Annotated in this window: 22 protein-coding genes and 1 tRNA gene; 12 read left to right on the top strand and 11 right to left on the bottom strand. The window is 51.4% G+C overall.

Translation table 11 applies throughout. The features are described from left to right. Positions 1-4: 4 nt before the first annotated feature. On the bottom strand, positions 5-1684 hold the full coding sequence (locus AB7C91_RS06840) for a glycosyltransferase family 8 protein (RefSeq protein ID WP_428590100.1): 1680 nt from the start codon (positions 1682-1684) through the stop codon (positions 5-7). A 97-nt stretch (positions 1685-1781) separates the two neighbouring features. Further along, on the bottom strand, positions 1782-2069 hold the full coding sequence (locus AB7C91_RS06845) for a Trp family transcriptional regulator (protein WP_332447210.1): 288 nt from the start codon (positions 2067-2069) through the stop codon (positions 1782-1784). 108 nt (positions 2070-2177) lie between these two features. Between AB7C91_RS06845 and AB7C91_RS06850 the strand changes: the two genes are divergently transcribed. The 3 genes from AB7C91_RS06850 (at position 2178) to AB7C91_RS06860 (ending at position 4986) form a co-directional block, all read left to right on the top strand. After that, positions 2178-3056: a VIT1/CCC1 transporter family protein gene (locus AB7C91_RS06850; protein ID WP_332447209.1), complete on the top strand. Its 879-nt coding sequence runs from the start codon at positions 2178-2180 to the stop codon at positions 3054-3056. Then, entirely contained in the window at positions 3056-4009 is a 954-nt protein-coding gene (locus AB7C91_RS06855; protein ID WP_332447208.1) for an aldo/keto reductase, read from the top strand. The genes AB7C91_RS06850 and AB7C91_RS06855 overlap by 1 nt, the downstream gene beginning before the upstream one ends. Before the next feature lie 68 nt (positions 4010-4077). Then, positions 4078-4986 carry an AEC family transporter gene (locus AB7C91_RS06860; RefSeq protein ID WP_428590105.1) on the top strand — a complete coding sequence of 303 codons (909 nt, stop codon included), beginning with the start codon at positions 4078-4080 and terminating at the stop codon, positions 4984-4986. Here AB7C91_RS06860 and xylA read toward each other — a convergent pair. Continuing rightward, positions 4983-6311: a xylose isomerase gene (gene xylA / locus AB7C91_RS06865; protein WP_332447206.1), complete on the bottom strand. Its 1329-nt coding sequence runs from the start codon at positions 6309-6311 to the stop codon at positions 4983-4985. The genes AB7C91_RS06860 and xylA overlap by 4 nt on opposite strands. Before the next feature lie 9 nt (positions 6312-6320). Then, a complete protein-coding gene (gene xylB / locus AB7C91_RS06870) occupies positions 6321-7799 on the bottom strand; it encodes a xylulokinase (protein WP_332447205.1) in 1479 nt (492 codons plus the stop codon). A gap of 86 nt (positions 7800-7885) precedes the next feature. Here xylB and AB7C91_RS06875 point away from each other — a divergent pair, with 86 nt between their 5' ends. After that, positions 7886-8677, top strand: a complete 792-nt coding sequence (locus AB7C91_RS06875) for an AraC family transcriptional regulator (protein WP_332447204.1) — start codon at positions 7886-7888, stop codon at positions 8675-8677. Positions 8678-9027: 350 nt separating this feature from the next. Further along, positions 9028-9264: a hypothetical protein gene (locus AB7C91_RS06880; RefSeq protein WP_332447203.1), complete on the top strand. Its 237-nt coding sequence runs from the start codon at positions 9028-9030 to the stop codon at positions 9262-9264. Positions 9265-9372: 108 nt separating this feature from the next. On the opposite strand, the gene AB7C91_RS06885 is transcribed toward AB7C91_RS06880, so the two are convergent. From AB7C91_RS06885 to AB7C91_RS06895, 3 genes are read right to left on the bottom strand one after another with little or no spacing between them, the layout of a single operon-like run. Continuing rightward, positions 9373-10257, bottom strand: a complete 885-nt coding sequence (locus tag AB7C91_RS06885) for a ribokinase (RefSeq protein ID WP_428590110.1) — start codon at positions 10255-10257, stop codon at positions 9373-9375. A gap of 8 nt (positions 10258-10265) precedes the next feature. Beyond that, positions 10266-11801, bottom strand: coding sequence for a cardiolipin synthase (gene cls / locus AB7C91_RS06890; RefSeq protein ID WP_332447201.1), 1536 nt, complete (start codon positions 11799-11801; stop codon positions 10266-10268). Between the two features lie 49 nt (positions 11802-11850). After that, entirely contained in the window at positions 11851-12375 is a 525-nt protein-coding gene (locus AB7C91_RS06895; protein ID WP_332447200.1) for an epoxyqueuosine reductase QueH, read from the bottom strand. Between the two features lie 86 nt (positions 12376-12461). On the opposite strand from AB7C91_RS06895, the gene AB7C91_RS06900 reads away from it, so the two are divergent. Then, the gene (locus AB7C91_RS06900; RefSeq protein WP_332447199.1) at positions 12462-13532 is read left to right on the top strand and encodes a pilus assembly protein PilF; all 1071 of its coding nucleotides are present in this window, start codon (positions 12462-12464) and stop codon (positions 13530-13532) included. Here the strand turns inward: AB7C91_RS06900 and AB7C91_RS06905 are convergent. Further along, on the bottom strand, positions 13529-15571 hold the full coding sequence (locus AB7C91_RS06905; protein WP_428590114.1) for a patatin-like phospholipase family protein: 2043 nt from the start codon (positions 15569-15571) through the stop codon (positions 13529-13531). The two genes, AB7C91_RS06900 and AB7C91_RS06905, sit on opposite strands and share 4 nt — an antisense overlap. 117 nt (positions 15572-15688) lie before the next feature. Between AB7C91_RS06905 and AB7C91_RS06910 the strand changes: the two genes are divergently transcribed. The 3 genes from AB7C91_RS06910 to AB7C91_RS06920 all read left to right on the top strand — a co-directional run bounded on the left by AB7C91_RS06910 (position 15689) and on the right by AB7C91_RS06920 (position 16853). Then, positions 15689-15773: transfer RNA gene (locus AB7C91_RS06910), tRNA-Leu, on the top strand. Positions 15774-15925: 152 nt separating this feature from the next. After that, positions 15926-16219, top strand: a complete 294-nt coding sequence (locus AB7C91_RS06915; protein ID WP_332447197.1) for an autorepressor SdpR family transcription factor — start codon at positions 15926-15928, stop codon at positions 16217-16219. Then, the gene (locus AB7C91_RS06920; RefSeq protein ID WP_428590117.1) at positions 16194-16853 is read left to right on the top strand and encodes an SdpI family protein; all 660 of its coding nucleotides are present in this window, start codon (positions 16194-16196) and stop codon (positions 16851-16853) included. The genes AB7C91_RS06915 and AB7C91_RS06920 overlap by 26 nt, the downstream gene beginning before the upstream one ends. On the opposite strand, the gene mltG is transcribed toward AB7C91_RS06920, so the two are convergent. Further along, positions 16837-18174 (bottom strand): endolytic transglycosylase MltG, encoded by a 1338-nt coding sequence (mltG, locus tag AB7C91_RS06925; RefSeq protein WP_428590120.1) that lies wholly within the window; start codon positions 18172-18174, stop codon positions 16837-16839. The two genes, AB7C91_RS06920 and mltG, sit on opposite strands and share 17 nt — an antisense overlap. Next, positions 18167-19252 carry a hypothetical protein gene (locus AB7C91_RS06930; protein WP_428590123.1) on the bottom strand — a complete coding sequence of 362 codons (1086 nt, stop codon included), beginning with the start codon at positions 19250-19252 and terminating at the stop codon, positions 18167-18169. The genes mltG and AB7C91_RS06930 overlap by 8 nt, the downstream gene beginning before the upstream one ends. A 406-nt stretch (positions 19253-19658) precedes the next feature. Between AB7C91_RS06930 and AB7C91_RS06935 the strand changes: the two genes are divergently transcribed. Continuing rightward, positions 19659-20231, top strand: a complete 573-nt coding sequence (locus tag AB7C91_RS06935; RefSeq protein ID WP_332447193.1) for a DbpA RNA binding domain-containing protein — start codon at positions 19659-19661, stop codon at positions 20229-20231. A gap of 3 nt (positions 20232-20234) precedes the next feature. Further along, entirely contained in the window at positions 20235-20882 is a 648-nt protein-coding gene (locus AB7C91_RS06940; protein WP_332447192.1) for an MBL fold metallo-hydrolase, read from the top strand. Here the strand turns inward: AB7C91_RS06940 and AB7C91_RS06945 are convergent. Then, positions 20877-21596, bottom strand: a complete 720-nt coding sequence (locus AB7C91_RS06945; protein ID WP_332447191.1) for an IclR family transcriptional regulator — start codon at positions 21594-21596, stop codon at positions 20877-20879. The two genes, AB7C91_RS06940 and AB7C91_RS06945, sit on opposite strands and share 6 nt — an antisense overlap. A 115-nt stretch (positions 21597-21711) precedes the next feature. On the opposite strand from AB7C91_RS06945, the gene AB7C91_RS06950 reads away from it, so the two are divergent. Next, positions 21712-23166 carry a sulfatase family protein gene (locus tag AB7C91_RS06950; protein WP_332447190.1) on the top strand — a complete coding sequence of 485 codons (1455 nt, stop codon included), beginning with the start codon at positions 21712-21714 and terminating at the stop codon, positions 23164-23166.

Here is a 23166-nt window from a genome sequence, read left to right on the forward strand (position 1 = left end):
CGTATCAGTTTCCACTCAAGGCATACAACCAACGTTTTGCCCATGCCCTGCGCCGGCTTCCACGGGGAACCAGACGATCGAGCAATCGCACTTTCTTTTTGGGCTCATGGAGCATATCCAGCAACCGATCATAAAATCCGCTCAATACCGCATATTCCCAGAACAGGTAGGCGAAATCGGATGCAGGCGCATCCCAAGGTTTCTCGAACCCCGCATAATGCACGATTTTGGGATGCTTCCGTGCTTCTCGATACGCCTGGTACACCGCATATGGACCGGATTCAATAAGGGGAAGTCGGCGATGATTGCAGTCGACCACGGTATTCCACTCCATATCCAACACAAAAAAACGCCCCTTGCATTCTTTGTTCAGGATATCCTGGTCATTGTAACGATACTTGCGTTCCGATGCCAAGGCGATCCAAGCATCCACCGAATGAAGCCTGCGCATCGCCTGGAGATCAAGCACCAGCACCCCTGCCTGCAAATACGGGTCCCCTTGCTGCAATCCCAACACATTCACGAGATAGTCAGCCGTCGATCGATCAGCTTGCAGTGCAAGCGAAGGAATCTCAGGATCCAGACAGGCTGCCAGCACCGTATCCTGGATATCGACGGTAAGCAGTTCGGCCACATCTGCAAGGATGACCGTATCACAATCGAGGTAGAGTACCTTGGAATATTCAGAGAGTATGTCTGCAATCAAGAACCGGTAGTAGGTCTCCATACTGATATGATCAGTGGGATTTTTCTGCAGCTTCCTGCCGGACAATATGGCCTGGGGATTATAAAACCGTAATCGGGCATTCGGATACCTGCCGGCTACACGCTGCAACCGTGCCTTGGAATCCTCGCTCAGATCGGAAGAAAGCACCACGATGTCATACGAGTTGGCCGCCGAACCATGCTCCAGCAATGAATACAGGGAAACACCCAGAGCCGGAGCGAAATGTTCATTGGATGCAAACACCACTGCAACCGCCTCCGCCTTCCATGCAGGGAGGAAAAGCGGGGTTTTCACCGATTGAAACCGTACGCTGCCGGTGTAATTGATCCGAAGGTCCTGCTGCGCCGAAAGAAAAACCTGCAGCAAGAAGGGAAACAGCGATCGGAACGAACGCACACGATCCACACTGAGGGTCCTTGCATCCAACTCCCGATAAAACGCTTGGACGAGCACGGAGGTGAACTCCCAAAACCGGGAGAACAAAGATTGATGCATCACCACCAATGCCTCGGTACTGCCGCTTCTCCCTTGCAGATATGCATGGGCATATCCTATGTATTCGGGATACCGGGCTTCCAGCAGGGAAAGCAGCAATGCAAGATCGGCGTCCGATACCTTGAGGTGGGTCCTTAGGGAACCAGGTAACGCAATGGGTGCGACGGTAAGGACATCGGCATTGTCCAGCATTGCTTCCAAATGTCGAAGGTCATCCAACTGATACGATTGCATCGTCGCAAGGTTCAATACGGGTTCCAGTACCTGCCGGCCGGAGGCGATCGCCCCACTCAAATACGAGGCATGTTCAACCACGCCGATGTACCCGGAGGAAGGAAGTACTGTGTGCTGGAAGCAGGAAGGGGAAAACCCTCCACCGTCTTCGCCCGTCACCGGGAGGTAAGAGGAAGCAAGAGGAAGGACATCATCGTCTTCGCAGAAAACGAAAAAAGAAATGGACAAGTTTGAACCTCGCTCATAACACCATCATTGGATGCAAGCCTGCATCTTTACCAATAGTAACACAATCATATTGCTTCTGAAACACCCATTTGGTTTCTCACAAATGCAGGTGGTCATCATAGCGGTCGCTGAGCAGACGCCTGGTGTAGGAATCCTTCTGTTTGAGTATCTTGGATCCTCGGGTAATTTTGCACAGCGAAATGCCATAGGAGGATGCAATCTCTCGCTGGGGCTTGCCTTGATAGAGATCCTTCATCAAATTCCAACGCAGGACCAGATCCTTCAGCTCGTTGGGGGTCAACATTTCCTCAAGAAGCTTTTGCATCTCCTCTTTCTCCGTCGTTGCCGCAAATATGGTAATCAGATCCTCGTAGTTCTTGTCCATGTGTCCTCCACAACCTCACTCAATACTACAAACAGATACGGGAGCGGTCAAGCAAGCCTATTTCCAAACCACTACCCGAACCGTATACTTGCTTGGGGGAGACAAACCATGGAAGAAACCACCTTGAGTACAAAAACGTTGCGTTCCTTGCTGCAGTTGCAGAAAGGGGAACGAACCGAGCAAATCATCTACACCAAGCTCGCCAAGACCGTCAAGGACCAACACAACAGCCAAGTACTGCTTCGCATCGCAGAGGAAGAAGGAAGACATGCCCAGATATGGGAAAAATTGACCGGTAAGCGGGTCAAGCCCAATACCTTCAAGGCTGCTTTCTACAGCTTCCTGGCATTGATTTTGGGGTATACCTTCGTCCTGAAGAAAATGGAGCGGGGAGAAACCAAGGCAACGGGGAACTATGATGAGCTCATCAAAGAAGTCCCCCAGGCAAAACAGATCTCCGAGGATGAGACCAACCACGAGAACCAATTACTGGCCATGCTCGACGAGGAGCGACTGCAGTACATCGGTTCGATGGTGCTCGGACTCAGCGATGCCTTGGTTGAGCTCTCCGGCACGCTTGCCGGTCTCACCTTCGCCTTGCAGAACACCCGCCTCATCGCCCTTTCGGGCCTGATCACCGGAATTTCGGCAACTCTGTCCATGGCAAGCAGCGAATACCTTTCGGCAAAGAACAGCGGGCAAAGCAATGCCCTGAAGAGCTGCATGTACACCGGCATCACCTATTTATTCACCGTTGCCTTCATGGTCATTCCCTATATTGTTCTGACCAATTACCTGCTTGCCCTTACCGTCATGCTCACAACGGTGGTAGTCATCATCATGCTTTTCACGTATTATACCTCCGTGGCAAAGGACCTTCCCTTTGGGAAACGCTTCTTGGAAATGGCACTCATCAGCCTTGGTGTGGCTGCCATATCATTTGTGATCGGAATCCTCGTCAAACGATTCCTAGGAATAGATATCTGATGAAATACCTCGATTTTTACGGGCAGAAGATGGCCCAGATTGCACTGGGTTGCGACCATTACGGCGAAACCATCAGTGAAGAGATTTCCTTGCGCCAGCTGGACATTTATGTTGAACACGGGGGGAACCTCCTGGATACGGCTCATATCTACGGACAGGACAAAGCCGGTGGCCCATCCACCAGTGAAACCGTCCTGGGCAAATGGTTGCAGAAGAACAGCAGCGTCAAGAACCTCATCGTTGCATCAAAAGGCTGTCATCCATACAAGGAAGACATGCATCGCAGCAGGATCAACGAAGTGGATATGATGCTGGACATCAGCCAGACGCTCGACCAGCTCAAAACCGATTCGGTCGACATTTGGTATTTCCACCGTGATAATCCCCAGATGGGAGTCGATGAGATCATCGATCTGGCATCGCTGTTGGTGGATAAGAAGCTGGTCAAGTATCTGGGTGTCTCCAACTGGACAGCCAAGCGCATCGCAGAAGCGAATATATGGGCGAAGGCAAAGGGGAAACCCACCTTTGCGATCAGTGAAATACAATGGAGTCTTGCCCATTGTACGAAGGAGACCTGGGGGGATGACACCTTGGTCACCATGACCGAGGAGGATCGGCTCTACTACGAGGCGAACGCACTGCCGGTCATGTGCTTCGCACCCCAGGCGAAAGGCTTGTTCTCCAAAATCATCGCAGGCAAGACCGAGACGCTCAGCGAAACGGCGAGAAGACGGTTTCTCACTCCGACCAATCTTGCGCTCGTCCCCAAAGTGAAGCAGATGGCCGAGGCATTGTCGGTTACACCGGCAGCTATCGCCATGGCCTACCTGACCAGCCAGAAGAACCCAACCATAGCCATTGCAGGCTCGAGCAGGGTCGAACAAATCACCGAGACACTCCAGGGAGCGGATCTTACGCTCACCGAGGAACAGATCGCGTTCTTCAACTGATCATTTTCTGCCCCTGTGTTATCAAGAGCAGGGGCATATTGCTTTCATCAAATCATCAGGATGCCACCATGGTCCAATCATTCTTTCAAGTAGCATTGTTTCTCTTTCTCATCATCCTGGCCTATGTCCTGAAGCGATTGGGCATATTCACCCAGAGAGATGGAACGACTCTCTCAAACATCACCCTGAATATTACGCTTCCGGCGGCGATCATAGCCAGCTTCAACACCTTCACCATGGATTATTCACTGCTGCTGTTGATCCTCACCGGCATTGGCGTGAATGTCGTGTTGATGGGCATCTCGTATCTGGCTATGCATCGGACCAATTCACAGCTCAAAGCCTATGCCCTACTCTGCGGTTCCACCTACAACATCGGCAATTTCGCCTTCCCCTTCGTACAGGCGCTCTCCGGACCGACCGCCTTGGTGGCAGCGTCCCTCTTTGACTTGGGAAATGCACTGATGACGACCGGTCTGACCTATTCACTTGCAGCATCGACTGCCGGTGGTACCCGTCCCGACACCAAGGATCTGGTGAAAAAGCTTTTCACCTCAGTCCCGTTCATCACCTACCTGCTCATGCTCGGCCTCAGTTTCGCCTCCATTCATCTACCGGCGTTTTTGCAGAATTGGATGCTTGCCATTGGAAAAGCAAACCCCATCATCGCCATGCTGATGATAGGGTTCATGCTCGACATCCGTTTTGAACGCAGCTGGATCCATTATTCCTTGGTCCTGCTGTCCATCCGATACGTTCTTGCCGTTGTATTTGCGTTTCTCTTCATCCGTTTCACCGACTTTGCACCGGTCATCAAGAGTACGGTGGCATTGGTGGTGTTCTCCCCGGTCGCTTCCAGTTCGGTGGCTTTCACCGACAAAATATCCGACCAGGGAAAACTCGCATCCTTTACCTCTTCCCTCTCGGTGATGGTAAGCATCATCTGCTACACGGTGCTTTCCGTCTTCCTTACCTAACCGAATAAATACGAGTTGAGCAGATTATTCAAATACTCCTGCTTTCCGCTGTGTTTTTTGATTTGCACCGATCTGCCGATCTCGGACAGTTGTGCAAGCGTGAGCTTGCCGTCCTCAAAGAGCTTGCCTTCCCCCTGATCGAACGACGAATAGCGCTCCTTCACGAAACCATCAAGGATACCGTCATCGATGATTCTCTGCGCGATCTCCAGACCCAAGGCGAAGCTGTCCATCCCTCCGATGTGTCCGATGAACAAATCCTCCAAATCCGTGGAATTGCGTCGGCGCTTTGCGTCGAAGTTCAATCCACCGTTTCCGAGGCCGCCGCTACGCAGGATCACCAACATGGCCTGAACCGTCTCATAGACATTGGTCGGGAACTCATCCGTATCCCATCCATTGATGCTGTCACCCTGGTTGGCATCGACGCTTCCCAACAGTCCTTGGTCTGCACACACCTGCAGGTCATGGCTGAAGGTATGGCCGGCAAGGGTAGCATGGTTGGCTTCGATATTGCACTTGAAGTCATCCTGCAGACCCCATTGCTTGATGAAACCGATCGTAGTTGCCGCATCATAGTCGTATTGATGCTTGGTGGGTTCCATCGGTTTGGGCTCGATGAGGAATGTGCCCTTGAAACCGATGCTCCGCCCATAATCGCGGGCCATCATCAAGAAGCGGGCCAAATGCTCCTGCTCGCGCTTCATGTCGGTGTTCAAAAGGCTCATATATCCTTCCCGGCCACCCCAGAATACATAATTCCGGCCGCCGAGCTTTACATTCACCTCCAGGCTGTTCTGTACCTGTACCGCTGCACGGGCCACCACCTTGAAGTCGGGATTCGTCGCCGCCCCGTTCATATAATTGGGATGACTGAACACATTCGAGGTATTCCAGAGCAGCTTGATGCCCGACGCCTTCTGGCGGGCGAGCAGCTCATCTGCAATCTTGTGATAGTTGTGCTCATATTCATGGACATCGTCGCTGTCCGGTGAAGCGTCGATATCATGAAAACAATAGAACGGGGTACCTATCTTGGTGAAAAATTCGAATGCGGCATCGGCCTTTGCCACGGCGTTTGCATACTTGTCTTCCTTATGGAACGGAAAATCGATCGTGGCATTGCCGAATGGATCCGTACCGTTTGCACAAAAGCTGTGCCAATATGCGGTTGCGAACCGCAGATGCTCAGCCATCGTCTTTCCTGCAATCACCTTGTCTGCATCATAATATTTGAACGCCAGAGGATTCTTGCTTCCTTTGCCTTCATACTGAATTTTCCCGATACCCTTGAAGTATTCCTGTTCTCCTACGAAATATTGCATACCATCCTCCTATTCAAACAGAGGCGTCACCGCCTCGACATACTGCTGATACCGCTGGTAGGCTTGGGCATACTGTCTGCCTGCCTCTGCATTCGGCATACATGATTTCGACTCGTCAAACAGCACATGCTCCTTGGCAAGATCCACGATGGAACCACCTTCCAGCGTCCAAAGCGCCTGTAAGGCTGCCCCGAATGCTGCGCTTTCCCCCACCTGGGGGACCGCAAGCGGCAATTGCATGACGTCACAGGCGATCTGTCTCCAGATGGGACTCTTCGCACCGCCTCCGGTGAGAATGATCCGCTTGGGGACGAACCCCAGCTTTGCGAATGCATCCAAACCGCCTTTCATTGCATAGATTGAACTCTCCAAGGCCGCTCGGGCAATATTTTCTTTTTTCATATTGCCCATGTCGAGGCCGGCCAACACTCCTTTGCCATGGGGAAGATTCGGTACCCGTTCCCCGTTGAAGAAGGGCAGCATCACCACTCCCTCGCATCCGATCGGAGCTTCAGCGGCCAACTGGTCGAGCGTCCTCACGTCAAAACCGAAAAGCTGACGCACCGATTCCGTGGTGATGGTGCAGTTCATTGTACAGAGCAGGGGCAGATATCCTCCGGTGGATGAGCAGAATGCTGCAAGATTACCTTGTGGATCAGTGATGCAACTGTCACTATACCCGAATAGCGTCCCACTGGTACCCATGCTCATCGTCAGGTCCCCTTTGCCCACACAACCGGTGCCGATTGCTCCGGCCATGTTGTCTCCTGCTCCGCAGGAAACAGGAATGCCTTGCCGAATACCCAATTCCTGCGCGGCTTCGGCCTGAACGACCCCGCACGGACTTCCAGCCTCCACCAAAGGAGGCAGCATTGAGTATAGATCACGCGTATCATCGACGGCTTGGAGGACCTCGCAGCTGTATTGCTTGTGCCGGACATCAAAAAAGGCGGTACCCGATGCATCACCGGCTTCCGCAGTGTACGCTCCGGTCAAATACCAGTTGATGTAATCGTGGGGAAGCAAAATGTGGGCAAGGTTTGCATATGCCTGCGGCCGATGCTGTTTCAGATGGAGAATCTTTGAGAGTGTATAACCGGGTAGTATCTGATTGCCAAGGAGGGAAAATACACGATCCTTTCCCCCAAGTTTTTCCGTCAGTTCATCACATTGGGCCTTGGTGGAGGTATCGCACCAGAGTTTTACCGGAGCAAGGACCTCTCCATCCTTTCCAACCGGTACGAAGCCATGTTGTTGGGCTGAGACTCCGATCGCTGCAATCTGCTGTTTTATCGCTGGATCAATCTGGGAAAAACAGGCCCTGATCGCATCCAAATACCATACGGCTTCTTGCTCACGAGTCCCATCCTCACCACTGTTCAGATCATGGGGGGCGCTGACGGTCAACAGGACACGTCTGGCCGAGACGTCATAACAAAGCACTTTTGTGCTCTGCGTACCAGTATCAATTCCTGCAACAATTTGCATACAGCTGATCTCCTTTGGTACAGCATCACCCAAGCGAAGGCGGAATACCATAGACAAGATTGGAAAAACATATGTATTATTGACTTATGGAGCTATTGGATGCAGTTTTCGTCTTTCAAATGCATGAGGAGCAGGAGTTGCTCTGGCACCAACGGGTGCACAGTCATGAGAAAGGCCAATTTGAAGTCCATTATTTCGTCAGCGGCAGCGGTACTTTCTCCAATGCCCAGAATCGCTACGCCATCTCCCCTGGTTCCTTGTTTGTAACCAAGGGTGAAACCGTACACAGCATCGAAGCAAGCCGGGAAGAAAGCCTGACGTATTACGCCACACTGATCAGTTGCCTGGAAGAACAACCCTTGATCGAGATCCTGGAGCAAAAGAATCCGATTACCGTGGGCACCAATTTGCGTTTCTTTTTTGAGGAAGTACGCGACAAGGGGCTGAGTTCCTCTCCAGAGTTGCGCATCAGCGCCTGTCATCAGGTCTTGGGCCTGCTCTACAATTTGGCAGCAGGAACCCGGATGGATGACTCGAAAACAGAAAATGTACGTTTGGAAAAAGCCATCCGGTACATGCAGCGCCATGTCTTCGACAAACTCAGTCTCGACATGATCGCAAGCCATGTACAGCTGGACCACTCATATTTCGTCAGGTTATTCAAAAAGCGGATGAATACCACGCCGATGCAGTATTATTCGAATCTCCAGTTGGAAGCCGCCAGGGCGCTTTTGACCAGTACCAATCTTTCAGTCAAGGAAATAGCGGATAAGCTGCAGTTTTGTTCGGAATTCCACTTTTCCAAGCGCTTCAAGCAATCGACAGGGTCCAGTCCATCGGCATATCGGAAAACCCATCTCCAATTGTTGGGTATGTGAGAAGTTTTCCCGACTTCTTCATCCCATCTTACGTCAGAAGCGACTACTTTGTTCCTTCTTGTCTTTTGTCACATCTTGGGATATGCCACAGGTATTCATCGCCCCTAATCCTGAAATACCGTCGTATTTCTGCAATATCCCCATGTCATATGAAGTTTACTTCTTTGGAAAATCAATGCATTTTATGTAATATGTAATATGTTAGTGGTATATGTTAGATGCAACATCTTCGTACATATGACAATATCTAAATTCTTATAATATAATAAATTATTTTTTCTAACTACTTGACTTCTTCTTACATGCTACATATTATATCAATGTAAGAACACGGAAGAAGGAGGTACAAGATGAAGAAGTTTAGAGCAATCATCCTTATGGTCGTCTTGGCTACCTGTCTTTCTTCTTTCGTTGCAGCAGCAGGCATCAATGACACTGTGGTGCTTCGCCTCCACGCATATGTACCGGAGAAAACCACATTCTCCGCCGAAGAGGATGGGTTCTCCGTTGTCTCAAACGCTTACAACTTCAGTTACAGCGTATTTGAACAGGGATTGAATCGCACCTTGTACGTCGTAGCCAATTAAGAAACAGAAAGCGCGTCCGGACAGACAAGCTTGCAACATACTGAAGCCAGTGATGAGGGAAACATCACTGGCTTCAATCTTTATCGTATGCTTGGAAGAACGTACCGTTCAGTCGAACACTTCTTCTTTTCGGGGGATGGATGCCATGGCACCGGGACGGGATACCGCCAATCCGGCGGCTTTGCTGGCATAGGACAAGCCTTGCTCCACAGAATATCCTCGTGCCAGAGAAGCTAGGTAATACCCGATGAAGGTATCGCCTGCGGCCGTGGTATCGGCGACCTTGGTCTCATAAATTCCCTGGTGTATGCGTTTGTCCTTGAATCCATACCAACACCCCTCCTTGCCGACGGTGAGGAGTATCTGTGTATCGGGGTAGGAACCGACAAGGGTCTCCAGGATCAGCGAGAAGCTTGCGCTTTCATCCAACCCCGCCAAACCGGCTCCTTCCAGTTCATTGACCACCAACAAATCGACCAGTTGAAGCGGCAAGGACAGTGCACTCGGATCATAGGGGGCCAGATTGATGCAGACCTTCATTCCCCGCGCCTTGGCCTGGGTGATAAGGTAGTCGATATGTACGATCTCATGTTGCAGGACCAACATGTCGTCGCCGGTAAAGCAAGCGAGGGTTTGGTCGATTTCCTGTTTGGTTATGGCACTGTTGCCGCCTCCATACAGGATGATCGCATTCTGTTTCTGCGCATCGAGCTGGATCAGGGCCTGCCCCGTCGATCCTGCATACCGTCGGATATGGGAGACATCGACCCCGTAGCCGGAAAGAAGCTCGAGCAGGAACAGTCCGTCCTCCCCTATTTTGCCTGCATGGAACACCTCTGAACCAGCCTTCGCCAATGCAGCACTTTGGTTTGCCCCTTTGCCTCCGGCACTTCTGACCAAGGAAGTACTTTGCAGAGTCTCGCCTCCCTTGACGATATGATCCACCGAAAAGATCAAATCAATGTTCACCGATCCATAATTGAGAAAACGCATCAATCCTCCTACATCATCGGGGCAGCCAGTTTCAACAGGACCCCGCTCAATCGCGCCCACCAAGGACGCGAGTACAAAAATTCCAGATTCATTTCCTGACTGCGCCCCAAGGTTCGTTCAATATCTTCTTGTACGACGTGAATCACCGATGAGCCATAAAAGGCAACCCCGTTCTCGAAGTGCAAATAGAATGACCGGTAATCCATGTTGATCGTTCCGATAATGGCGACCCTGTCGTCACTGACGAACATCTTCGCATGCAGGAAACCCGGGGTGTATTCGAAGATCCTCACTCCCGACTCCAACAGGGGACGGTAATTCTCCCTAGTCACGGCAAACACATATCGCTTATCGGGCATATGCGGGGTGATGATACGAACATCAACCCCGCTCTGGGCCGCAATCTTCAGGGCATTGAGCATTTCATTGTCCAAAACCAAGTACGGAGTGGTGATCCACACATACCGCTTGGCCATGTTGATAATCTGGATATAGGCACTCTCTGCGACGTTCTGGTTATCCAAGGGATTATCCGCAAAGGGTTGGACGAACCCGTCGGTCCTGCAGGTCAAGGTGGGACGATAGGCACTGAAGTCTTCGGTCTGGGCTGTGGAGAACGCCCAGAGTTGCAGGAACATCTGCGAGAGGCTCCCGACCGCATCACCTTTCAATTTTACGGCGGTATCCTTCCAATGGCCGTACTTCAGCTTTCTGTTGGCATACTCGTCTGCAATGTTCAGCCCGCCGGTATATCCGATGTTCCCGTCGATGACAACCACCTTGCGATGGTCGCGACTGTTCAGACGACTGTTGAGGTGGGCTTTGAGCGGATTGAAATCGACGACCTCGAGTCCGAGGGAGCGCAGCTTCCGGTCATAATGGGACGGGATGCCCAGAATGGATCCTACATCATCAAACATCAGGCAGACGCGGACCCCCATCTTCCTCTTCTCTAAAAGCACATGAAGAATGGCATCCCAAATCTCCCCTTCGGCTATAATGAAGAACTCCAGGAAAATAAAGGACTTTGCTTTCTTCATTTCTGCAACCATATCATGGATAACCGCCTCACCGGAGCTGAAATATTCCACTTCCGTATTGCTCCAGACGGGGAAACCGCTGATGTTTGCGATATATTGGGCTTGTTTGGCCAGTGTCGGGGAATAGGATGCAAGCGCCTTCATGGGAAGTATTTGGCTGGAGGATCCTTCTCCCACTCCTTTTTTGTAGAAAATCTGCAACTGTTCCAGCCGCCTGCGCACCCGTTTGCTGAGCCTGCGATTGCCGAAGAGCAAATAGAAGATTCCTCCGTAGACCGGAATGGCCATGAAGATCAGCATCCAACCGATTTTATAAGCCGGATTGAGGTCACGGGTAACCACAACCAAGGCCATAAGGATGGAAAGAGCCGAGAGGAATTGTATCCAGAATGCATAGTGTTGGGCGAAGGAGAACAGGTAGACGAAGATGGCGATCTGCAGAATGATCAATACCAGGGAAATGAACAGTCTACCGGTGAGGAATTTCAAAAGTTTTCGTAGCATGTCAACCTCCTCACCAACAAAGAATATACCATGCCATGCGTCCTGCAAGCTAGTGTTTACTGAATTCACATCCGCAATAGGATTGGCGATAGATGCCCAACTGTTTGGTCAATTGCACGCTTTTGTCAAAACCGCCCTTTTTCTTGAAATCGATCGGCTCGAAACTTGGGAACTGCTCTCCCACACGGAAGATCATCTTACTGTTCTTGAACCGACTTACCGTCAAGGTGGTGGTGAAGTGCCGAAAACCCAATTCCTCGGCCTTTTGGCTTGCCTGCGCCAGGTTATAGGAGAAACAGCGCTCACACCGTCCTCCCCCTTCCTTCTCCGTCTCAAACCCTGCAACAGAAGCCAACCATGCAGCATGGTCGTAGTGCTCGTTGATCACCTGCAGGTGATAGGTCCGGGCCACTTCAAGCAGAGCCTCATACCTGCGAATGGCTTCCTCTTCGGGGAAGATGTTGCTGTTTGAGAAATAGAGGATGGGATTCCACCCTTCTTCAAGCAACCGCTCGATGCTTGCCGTACTGCAAGGACCGCAACAGGCGTGCAAAAGAATGTCATGTTCTTCCATAGCTGTACCATACGGCAAAGCGAACCACTCTTGCAACCACCCCGCATTCTGGGTAGAGTACAAAGGTCTGTAGGAGAAACTGTTGTATGAAACGTACCAAGAACCTCGGCCTCTGGCTGTTTTTACTCATAGTCGTCATCATATTTGTACTGCCGATTCCCTTGGTTGCACGAATTCTTATCGTAGTATTGTTCGTTGCCGCCATCCTCTTTCGCAAACGCAGTGTCTTCTACTACCTGAGGGCCAACAGAAAAGTGACCAGCACCAATCCCTCCAATTGGGATCTCGCTTGGCCGCTCTACCGTAAAGCGATTGATGCAGGCTTGGAGCAGACCTTCGTCATTACCGCAGCGAGCATGTTTCTGCAGCGTGGGGATGCCAAGGAAGGACAGGCCATCATCGAGACCTATCTCGCATCACCCAAAAAACACGCACCCAACCTGGACAATGTGGCCAAGACGATGGTCAGCATGGCCTATTGGATGGAGGGAGATCTGCAGAAAGCCCTGGATACCGTAACAGAGGTATATGAGAGCGGATACCGCGACAAGAACCTGTACATCAACTACACCACGTATCTACTGGAACAGGGTGATACCAAAAAAGCAGCGGCGCTGCTTGATGAATCGCAGGAGTTGGAAGAAACCAGCCCGGGGCTCAAGGACAATCGTGGGTGGATCCTGCTCCAGGAAGGCAAATGGGAAAAGGCCGAGGCGCTGTATTCGGTACTTGTCGAGCGGAAACCACGATTCCCTGAACCGTATGTGCACTATGCCCAAGTCAAAATCCACTACGGCTTGGTCGGGGAAGCCCTTGCATTGCTCAAGCAAGCGTTGGAAGCACGATTCTCCAATACCTCGGGAATACCGAAGCAAATGATAGAATCCTTGACTGCGGCTCTGGAGAACCCACAGACCAGACGAAAAACAGCCAAGGAAATCGATGCCGATCCCTTGGCCGTTGCATCAGGGAATGCTCCCAAACCCATCCTTCAATCCTTCGCCCCTGAGGAAGGACTCGTCCTTGACGGATTTGCCCCCAAGGTACAGAAGAAAGCAAAGAAAGCGGAAAATCCGGAAGAAGAGCGGATGCCGAACACCGAATTGACCGAAGCGGATATAGCCTATGCAAAGAAGCATGAGCTTACGTCGGATTAGTACACAATATTGAACCAGAATCCCCAGACCAGGTTGTTCACACTCTGATCCCAGCCTCCATAGATGGTCAGCGGAAGGGTTCGGATGCCCAGTAGGGAGATTTCCGTATGCAGTTCCAAACCCAGGGAAAGATAGGGTGTGAAATTTTGATTCATCCACAACAGATCGGAATAGACGGCTATCGAGGAATGTTTGATCAAGAAAAGCTCGGCGAGTGCAGGAGCAAAATTCCTTGGTCGGTACCCGATGGAAAGCTGCAATCCGACCAACTGGTTTGCAGGATTTGTAAAGACCGACAAGTCATGCCCCTGGTTCTTGATCGTCGCATTGGTCGTCCTGAACCCGTCGGAGAAGAAGAACGGGACCTCTCCTTTTCCATCCAAGGTAAATCGGGCAAAACCCTTCATCGTGCCGAACAGATCCCAGGCTTTGTATGTACCTTCGGTTCCAAATCGTGCGGAAACGAAGGTACGATTCAGTTGGTAATCACCCAGAATTTGGTAGGAAAGCGAGAGGGATGTGTCTCCCAATTGCCAGATCGGATTCTCGGCAAAAGACGCCAATGCCTGCACCTCAGTGGTAGAGAAGAAGGTATTTCCATTCCATACACCAAGATGGGTACTATCCTTGAAATTGCTCAACTGTTCGAATGATTGCACCAGACTCAACCGCAGTCGGTCATCAAGCAAATAGAGCCGCCCCTCCAGTTGCCCTCCGAAGGAAAGCAGGGGGGCGTTCCCTGTCAGGTCGAAGAGAAACGAGGTGAAAGCGCTTGCCTTCACCTGTTTGAACAGATAGTAGTCTGCTTGGGCCCGCACCGCGGGAGCCATTGAGAATTGGTCATTGGAAAGAAACTGGAACGAGGATCCGGCATTCACACGAGCAGAAAAATCACCACTGCGATACAGGTATTTCAAGCCTAGGGTGGTATCATCCTTCAGCGGGGTAGTATCGGCGACGGCATAGTCGCTGTCCAAACCAAGACCGAGCAGCTGTGATGGTATATGCACCGGCACATGATCGAAGAGCCGGTACTGGTCGGTACTTTCCTGCAGCTTAGTCTCCAAGGCAGTGCGCAATCCCGAAAGGTCGATCGATTGCCCGGTTTTTGGGAGCGCTGAGAGCGCCTGGGCCTGCGTTTTCGCCGATTCATATCCCTTCTGGGAAAGGTATGCTGCCTTCGAGAATTCCATAAAGGAAACATCCTCCACACCACAACGGACCCAGATGATCTGGTCAAGGAACTTCTTGAGTTCCTCCACTCCCTTACGACGCTTGCCGATGTCGATGGAGACATTCAGAATGGTCAACGGATTTTTCAGATTCAAGGTGTCGACATCATAAAATGTGGTGGAAACGATGACATCGTCAGCATATTGATACGCCAATTCTATGGGAGCAAGGTTGGTGATGCCTCCGTCTATAAGCAGATGCCCGCGATAGGGAACCGGGTTGAAATAAACGGGAAGTGCATAGCTTGCACGGAGCACCGTAGAGAAATCTCCTTCACTGATCTGAATCTGACGTTTGGTCACCAGATCCTCGGATACCACAATGATGGGGATCGGCAAATGTTCCAGCGTAAGGTCTGTTCCAAGAATCGAAGCCAATTTGGCGATGAATCGGGAAGAGTCGAGCACCCCGCCTTCCAAGGGAAGCGTAAGATCGAACAAGCTTTGCAGGGACACGCTGGTGATACTTTCCAAGATCTGGTCGGGGGACATGCCGGCGGCATACATGAGTCCCACGATGCTTCCCATCGAGTTGCTGATGATGAAGTCAGGGACAATCCCCTGCTCCTCCAAATACTTGAGGACGCCGATGTGCGCAAAGGCCCGGGCGGAGCCGCCACTGAGCACCAACCCTACCGGAGAACGTTTCCCTTGGGTACGGTCGAGGATCCGTTGCCTGAATTGTGCGTCACCATAGGCAATGGGAACGTTGGACAGAAGGATGTCATCCTGATCGGCTGCAGCCGATGTGTACAGCACGATACTGAACAAAAGAACCATTAGCAACAGGTGTTTCCCGATCTTCACGATTTCCTCCGTGTGGTTTCTACTGTAAATCAAACAAACGGAAAAGACAATCGACACTCATTTTGTAAAACTCTGTTGCTTTTTCCTTCCAGATTTGCTAGCATATCGGAGTCCAATGCCGGCGTGGTGAAATTGGTAGACACGTCAGACTCAAAATCTGATGGATGCATAATCCGTATCGGTTCGATTCCGATCGCCGGTAGGCTGCAACCCCTGCTTCTTCTGAAGCGGGGGTTGTCTTATATCAGAGGGATGGAGCGAAAATCAAGTTCGCTTTAGTGACTTTACCCTCCTTGACTTTCTTGTGCATCCTTTCTACTCTCTATTTAGAAATATTTCTAAATAGGAGCAGCCATGGGTTTTTCGCAAACCATGAAAGCAATCGCCGACCCGCAACGCCGTGAAATTCTGACCCTCCTGAAGAAGGGAAAACAAAGCGCAGGAGAAATTGCAGGCAATTTCCCCGATATATCTGCGGCGACGGTGTCCTATCATCTCTCGCTTTTAAAGAAAGCTTCGTTGATTACGGAAAGCAAATACAAGAACTTCATCTACTACGAGCTGAATGCCTCGGTATTCGAGGAGATCATGCTCTGGTGTGCACAGTTTGCCGGAGGACCGGATGAAAAAACAGAACTCGCTGATTGATCGTACCCTGGTTGTGACCACCCTCGTGTGTTTGTTGCCCTTGGTGTTTTCCCTTGTTGTATACCGTCGCCTTCCTGATCGTGTCCCCATACATTTCAACGTCGCCGGGGAACCGGACAATTATGCACCCAAGGCATTTGCTGCATTCGGCATCCCATTGTTGCTTGCCCTTCTGAATGTCGTCCTGCAAATTGTACTCAAGACCGATCCCAAACGGGATCCAAAGGAGCGCATCTATTTGATCAGTAGATGGATACTTGCCCCACTGAGTCTGTTTCTTACCCCGCTGAGTCTGCTCATCGCCCTGGGTAGTCCCCTCAGAGTAGAGAAGATCGTACCCTTGGCGGTGGCTTTCCTGTTTCTGCTGATCGGCAACTACCTGCCCAAATGCAAGCAGAACTATACCATCGGCATCAAGTTGCCCTGGACCCTTGCGGATGAGGAAAACTGGAAGAAGACACACCGATTCGCAGGATGGCTCTGGACGATCGGGAGCCTGCTGATCATCATCTTGCTTCTGCTCGGCTTTCCTTCGGGTATCAGCTTCTTCAGCATCCTGGTGATTCTCGCCTTCGCCCCCATGATCTATTCCTTCGCGCTTTCCCGAAAGAATGGGCCTATCGATACGCCTTGATGTTTTGCTGATGTTCCTCATAGGTCCGGGCGAAGTGAATCTGTTTGTCCAGACCATGCAAATAGTACAGATACTGAGCATCCGAGGGATGGAATGCGGCGTTGACGGCAGCTTGAGAGGGACAGCTGATGCCGGTGGGAGGCAAACCTGTCTTACGGCGGGTATTATAGGGTGTCTTTGACTCCAATGCCTCTTTGGGAATGGGGTTCGTCCAATCGTTCAATTCATACCTGGTGGTCGCGTCTATCCCCAGAGGTTCGCCCTGAGCCAGGCGGTTGTGGATCACCGCGGAAATGTCCGGCATTTCCGCCTCATTCTGCGTCTCCGCCTGTATCATCGAGGCGATGATCAAGAGATCTTGGACCGAATAGGTATCCAATAGAGGGGAATCGAGATTCCTCTGCACTTGCTGCAGCATTGCCTTGAACATGGAGAGGGCAAGTTCATCGGCACTGCGGATGCGATTGACGGTATACGTTCCTGCCAGAAGCCAACCTTCGGCAAATCCAAGCTGATAGGCCTGCACCAGCTGTCCGGCGGCATGCTTGAATGCTCCCGGGGAAATTAAGAGTCGGTTGGTTAGGTATGCATCCACCGTTTCCAGGGTAAACCCGGCACCAACGGTCACTTGGACTTCCACTCCATCGGAGGTAAGCATTCGGCCGATTTCCTCGAATGTGGTCGGTTTGGTCATCAGATAGGAACCGGTCTTGAGCACCGTGGCAAGATCATGCTCGACAAAATACGCCAGCAAGGCCTGGGCATCCTCCACCACCCCCAGCCTTTGGAGCAACAAGCTTACCGAACGGGCGGTCATTCCCCGCTCGACGGTGAAGGCGACCACTTCCTTCGTTGCCGGCGGTTGAACGGTCGGCAGCTTGCCGAATGGGAAAAAATGTAGTGTCCATCCGATGATCAAAGCACAGAACACCAGAGAGGCAGTGAGCAGTGGAATACGCATCAGCTTCTCCGGAGCAGGCCGGTATCCTTTGCGTTTTCCGATTTTCGGAGGAACGACGACGGTTCTGTGTACACGAGGGGCATGTGTCTGTACCAGATGGGAGTTGGGTTGTTCAATAGTATGGACCGCTTTGGTACCGGTCTTCGGTTTCGATTGGGTGGTCGGCCGTTTCCCCTCCGGGATTCTCACGGTCATGCTGCGGGTGTTCACGGAAGGTCTCGTGCGACGGGAAGGCGTTGCAGAAGGTTTCTTCGCATCATCGGTCAACCGTACTTTCAGCGAGGAGCTGGATTTTTTTGTCTTCGGCGGATCTTCCAAGCCCAAGGTGAGTTGTTTCGGATCTTTGGAAGTATCACGCATGCGGTTCCTCTAGCTTTGCGGGGAGCAAGGACTCGATGGCGGACTTTTTCTGCTGAATGGAGGACGATACCTGCTGGATTTGGCGATTGCACGTCTCTATCTGGTTTTTGAGCAGCGCCATCTTCTGATTTTCCAACTCAATCTGCGCTTCAAGTTCCTGAACCTTGATCATATTCTGCAGCATCTGGATATCGTTCTCGAGTTGCTTGATCCGTTTTCGATGCAACGTAATCTGGTCCATCAAGCCGAGGGCAGTATGCCCGATCATATGCGTGTTGACGTCATCCGGCAGGGTTTCATAGAGTTCCTTCCCGTACACGGAAGATGCCTGCTCACACGCTTTCTGCGCTTGGCGCAACACCTGTTCGGAAGCATCCAACTTCGCCTTGGGGCTCTGCACTTCCTGCGATTGCAATTTTGCCATCGCACTCTGATGCACCTCCAGTTCCTGGTGCAACTCCGCTTCCCGCTCTCTCAGTTCACCCAGCTCCTTCATAAGTGGCTGATGGTCCTTCAACGGGAGATCCGCTTCACAACCGATTTCCACCAACTGTCGTCCCGCCTTGGCAAACAAAACGGGAAGTGATGCACGTTCGCTCTTCAGCCGTTGGCGGAGCAATGTCTTGCGAATCAGCCCGATGGGTGCTTCCAAACGCTCTGAGAGGACGTGTATCCTTCGTTGTGGTTCCTCAAAAATTGGATCACAAACCAGCTTCACATGGTCAACAAGTACCTCCGATCCATACGCCTCCCATGCGATGGCCCCCAATTGCGCAAATATCTTTTTCTTTGGCTTGGATAGCGTACGGATATCAGCCTCAATTTCCTTGATCTTGCGTGAACGATCTTCCATCTGGGAAATATAGCCTGCAAGCTGCTCGTAGGCGTGCCTAGCCGTCTCCAATTCTTGCATCTCCTTGCAAAGGCGCTCATACATCTGTTGGGCATACCCTATCGGCGAGAGATGCTCGATCAAGGCGACACTATCACCCAGGTCTGCATACAGGGAATACAGATCACGGTGGTGTTGTTCTATTTCCTTCTGCTTTTGCTGAATATCCGTCTGCAAGGTTCCCATATGAGGATAGTAGCATACACCACCATCCCGACGCAAAGTCAAACCCCCGATTCCCCGGCATTTCGTTCCTTGACAAAGGCGGAAGAGGTTGGGTATTCTGACTACAAACTGCCGTGGGATGGGAAACGTTTACCTCATTGTTTGACCAGATCTCACCCGCACAGTCACGGAGGTCCAAGTAGATGTGCCAGCATTCACTGCCTCCCTTCCGAGTGTGACCGTTCTACGGTATCCACTTGCTTCTTTCTTTCGTGTGTTTCTTGTGAAAGAAAGGGTGAAAGGCGCGTCCATCGGTATGGTTTTCCTGTAAGCCGGAACAGGGAAAGCATGACACCACCGCCTTGCTTGTCAGGAAACAAAAGCCAACCGCTGGCACGGAGCAAACCACTATCAAGGAGACCTGCTCATGGACAATGATAACAAGAGCACCCCGAACGAAGACACCCAGTTGATTGGGACCATCCAGCTGCTTGCCGGAAAAACCAAGGCCGACCCCAATCCCGATGAACTTGAACGACTGAAAAAACTCATCAAGAAAAACGTTCCCTTTTCCCTGCGAGGCTATTTCATGGCCTACCTGCTGCGGGAAATCGCCCAGGCCAATACCCCTCGCAGGAATAGCGGACGTGACAGCGCAAAAGCCCCTCGTGCAAAACGGGAAGCAAAACCTGTCCAAACCGAACAACCGGTTGCAGAAAAACCCCAGCAGAAAGTCCGTGAGGAAAAACCGCTTCCCGAAGGTGCCCGCACCTTGTATCTGAACATCGGAAAGATGAAACGGCTGTATGCGAAGGAACTGAGCCAGCTCCTTCAAACCGAACTGGAGATCAACCGCGAGGACATCTACAGTATTCGTATCCATGACAAATATTCCTTCATCAGCATGAGTGAGGAAAACTGCGAAAAAGCAATCGCCAAACTCAACGGCATGGACATCAAGGGTAGAACCGCTTCGGTCAGCTATTCCAACAAGGAGTAGGTCATGTTTGTAGAGCGATTGGTGGTAGGGCCGTATCAGACCAACTGTTACCTCATGGGCAATGAAGAAACCAGCAGTGCATGGATAATCGATCCAGGCAATGACGGTCATACCATCATCCGCAGGCTTGCCCAACGTTCGGTCAAGCCGGTCGCCATTCTGCTCACGCATACCCATTGGGACCATATCACTGCTTTGGGAAGTCTGAAAGCCAAGTGGCCGTCGCTCGAGGTATTGGTCTCGGAACAGGACGCTCAGTATTTGGGCAAAGGTGGGTATGCACGCATCAAACAGGTCTGCTTCGATAAAAGCTTCCTGCAGATGTATGACGAACAATTGCAACTGTTGCCCGAACCAACTGGATTCTTCACTGACGGCCAGTATCTGCAGGACAGCCATTTGACGGTTATACAAACTCCCGGACATACTCCGGGAGGAGTCTGTTTCTATCATGAGGAAGGTCAGTTCGTGTTTACCGGCGATACACTGTTCGCCGGAAGCATCGGCCGAACCGACCTTCCCGGAGGCTCGTATACCGACATCCTTGCAAGTTGCGACCGTCTGCTGCAGCTTCCCGAGGAGGTTCAGGTCCTCCCCGGCCATGGGCCGGCCAGCACCATCGCAAACGAAAAGCACAACCCCTATCTATAACAGGCTCGGAATATATCCGAGCAGACATCTGATTTCCCCCGCTGCTTCCCGAAGATACGAGAGGTATATCCCAAGTTCCTCATGCACCAACCGTGCACTGTTTCCTGACAGGCTCACCGAGGCTACACTCTTCCCCGCTTGGTCGAGTATAGGCACAGCCACACAATGGATACCCGGTACAAGAACGGCATCATCGATTGCATACCCGTTTGCCTTCGTTTGTACCAACTCCTCCTCCAATACCCGGTTCCCCGGCAATTCGGGTACCAACGACGTATCGGCAAGAAAGGCAAGCATCGCCTTGCCAAGGGCACTGCAGCCGAAGGGCATCCGCATCCCTACGGCACTTCTCGCCATCAAACGCTGTGAGGTCTCGATCGCATACAGGTACAGGCAATATCCTCCATCCGGAATTCCCAGGTATACGGTTTGGTTGGTCCGGTCGGCCAACCTACGCAGGACCGGTGCCGAACGGTCGCGAATCTGGACATTCACCCGTACTGTCTGGGTAAGCAGCAAGGGAGCAGTTCCCAGGCAATACGTCCCCTGATCTATTTGTTCGATATACCCCTTTGCTTCCAGCGTTTTGAGCAAGGTGAAGACGGTTGTCTTCGGATACCCAAGCTTTTTGCTGATCAGAGAAAGGCTCATCAACGGCTGCTCCACGGTAAATGCTTCAAGTATTTGCAATGCTTTGTATACCGAACCTATCATCAATCGTCCTCCTTGGACTTGTATGCATGGTATAAGTACGTTATTATTCTTTATAATAGAACTATATTCTATATTATAGAATATCATCAGGCAAGAGCATACCCGAGGAGATCCCATGCAACCAAATATCCTTCTGATCATGACCGACCAACAGAGACAGGATTCTCTGGGCTGCTACGGAGCTGATTGGGTGGACACACCGAATCTGGATGCGTTGGGCGAAGAAGGCATCATCTTCGACCAAGTGTATGTAAACAGTCCGGTCTGCACACCATCACGAGCGAGCATCCTGACCGGAAAACCGGCCTGCGGCCATGGGGTGTACCGATTGCATGATGTCCTCGATGATGCCCAACCGCTCGTTCCCTGGCATCTTCAGCATCTGGGATATACGACGGCGCTTTTCGGCAAACTCCATGTCAGCGGTAGGGTGGCAGAGGAACAAAGACGCCATCCCAAGGATGGATTTTCCCGCTACCAATGGTGTATGGAAGCTTCTGTAAGTATGGATTCCCCGTTCAATGGATACGCCGCATGGCTGAAGCGGGAGCATGAGGATTTTTTCTGGAAACTGAAGGAACAGGGACGGAATCTCAAACATATCCCCAAAGAGTATCACTTCACCCATTGGGCAGCTGAAGAAACGATTGGATTTCTCCGATCCCGTCCCAAGGACAAACCATTTTTTTGTATGATGAGCGTATTCGACCCCCATAACCCGTATGACCAGTATCCCATTGAATACCGAACACGGGTGAGAGAGGATGCGTTGCCTCCACTCGTTGCAGGAAAGGAGGATGAAACGCCTGCAATACAGGCGTTGAGACGGGAACAGATCGACGGGTATCTCGGACCGGTTGCAAAGTTCAGTCAAGCGGATATCCAAGCGATGCGCGTCGGTTATTACAGCAGCCTCGCCTTGCTTGATGATGAAGTGGGTCGCGTGCTCCGTACCCTTGAGGAAGAACAGCTTTCCGATTCGACGATGGTGATTTTCGTCAGCGATCACGGGGATATGCTTGGGGACCATCACCTATTCGTCAAAGGCGCCTATTTTTACGATCCCTGCGTGAAAGTTCCGCTCATCATCAAACACCCGAATGGAACCGGAGGCGGGAAGCGAAGCGCTTTGCTGGTGCAACCCCATGACCTGGCGGCTACCATACTCAGTGAGGCGGGAATGGACATCCAACAACGACAGATTCTGATGCCCGATTCCCTCGACCTGCTCGATCCAGGATGCAAAGGACACGATGAAGCGGTGTGCATCTATCGGCAGACCGGCATCGACAAGACGGGACGCTACTTCGATCCACCCATCCATGCCACCATGCTCACCGACGGCCGCTACAAACTGAATGTCTATCATGGAAACCCGGTAACCGGACAGCTCTTTGATCTGATCAATGACCCAGACGAATGCACCAATCTTTGGGATGCATGCAAAGAGGTTCGATTGGAATTGCTCCACAAGCTGGTCGAGTGGCAGGTCAGAACCGAAATCCAGACAAAATCGGGAAAGGATGCACTTCCCAAGGAAGCACAATTGCTATCCAATGCACTTCGGTAA

Source organism: Sphaerochaeta sp. (assembly GCF_050256055.1).
Lineage (GTDB): Bacteria > Spirochaetota > Spirochaetia > Sphaerochaetales > Sphaerochaetaceae > Sphaerochaeta.

Coding starts and splice junctions, on each gene's coding strand:
- AB7C91_RS06845 (WP_332447210.1), bottom strand. CDS start 2,069: ATGGACAAGAACTACGAGGATCTGATTACCATATTTGCGGCAACGACG.
- AB7C91_RS06850 (WP_332447209.1), top strand. CDS start 2,178: ATGGAAGAAACCACCTTGAGTACAAAAACGTTGCGTTCCTTGCTGCAG.
- AB7C91_RS06855 (WP_332447208.1), top strand. CDS start 3,056: ATGAAATACCTCGATTTTTACGGGCAGAAGATGGCCCAGATTGCACTG.
- AB7C91_RS06860 (WP_428590105.1), top strand. CDS start 4,078: ATGGTCCAATCATTCTTTCAAGTAGCATTGTTTCTCTTTCTCATCATC.
- xylA (WP_332447206.1), bottom strand. CDS start 6,311: ATGCAATATTTCGTAGGAGAACAGGAATACTTCAAGGGTATCGGGAAA.
- xylB (WP_332447205.1), bottom strand. CDS start 7,799: ATGCAAATTGTTGCAGGAATTGATACTGGTACGCAGAGCACAAAAGTG.
- AB7C91_RS06875 (WP_332447204.1), top strand. CDS start 7,886: ATGGAGCTATTGGATGCAGTTTTCGTCTTTCAAATGCATGAGGAGCAG.
- AB7C91_RS06880 (WP_332447203.1), top strand. CDS start 9,028: ATGAAGAAGTTTAGAGCAATCATCCTTATGGTCGTCTTGGCTACCTGT.
- AB7C91_RS06885 (WP_428590110.1), bottom strand. CDS start 10,257: ATGCGTTTTCTCAATTATGGATCGGTGAACATTGATTTGATCTTTTCG.
- cls (WP_332447201.1), bottom strand. CDS start 11,801: ATGCTACGAAAACTTTTGAAATTCCTCACCGGTAGACTGTTCATTTCC.
- AB7C91_RS06895 (WP_332447200.1), bottom strand. CDS start 12,375: ATGGAAGAACATGACATTCTTTTGCACGCCTGTTGCGGTCCTTGCAGT.
- AB7C91_RS06900 (WP_332447199.1), top strand. CDS start 12,462: ATGAAACGTACCAAGAACCTCGGCCTCTGGCTGTTTTTACTCATAGTC.
- AB7C91_RS06915 (WP_332447197.1), top strand. CDS start 15,926: ATGGGTTTTTCGCAAACCATGAAAGCAATCGCCGACCCGCAACGCCGT.
- AB7C91_RS06920 (WP_428590117.1), top strand. CDS start 16,194: ATGAAAAAACAGAACTCGCTGATTGATCGTACCCTGGTTGTGACCACC.
- mltG (WP_428590120.1), bottom strand. CDS start 18,174: ATGCGTGATACTTCCAAAGATCCGAAACAACTCACCTTGGGCTTGGAA.
- AB7C91_RS06930 (WP_428590123.1), bottom strand. CDS start 19,252: ATGGGAACCTTGCAGACGGATATTCAGCAAAAGCAGAAGGAAATAGAA.
- AB7C91_RS06935 (WP_332447193.1), top strand. CDS start 19,659: ATGGACAATGATAACAAGAGCACCCCGAACGAAGACACCCAGTTGATT.
- AB7C91_RS06940 (WP_332447192.1), top strand. CDS start 20,235: ATGTTTGTAGAGCGATTGGTGGTAGGGCCGTATCAGACCAACTGTTAC.
- AB7C91_RS06945 (WP_332447191.1), bottom strand. CDS start 21,596: ATGATAGGTTCGGTATACAAAGCATTGCAAATACTTGAAGCATTTACC.
- AB7C91_RS06950 (WP_332447190.1), top strand. CDS start 21,712: ATGCAACCAAATATCCTTCTGATCATGACCGACCAACAGAGACAGGAT.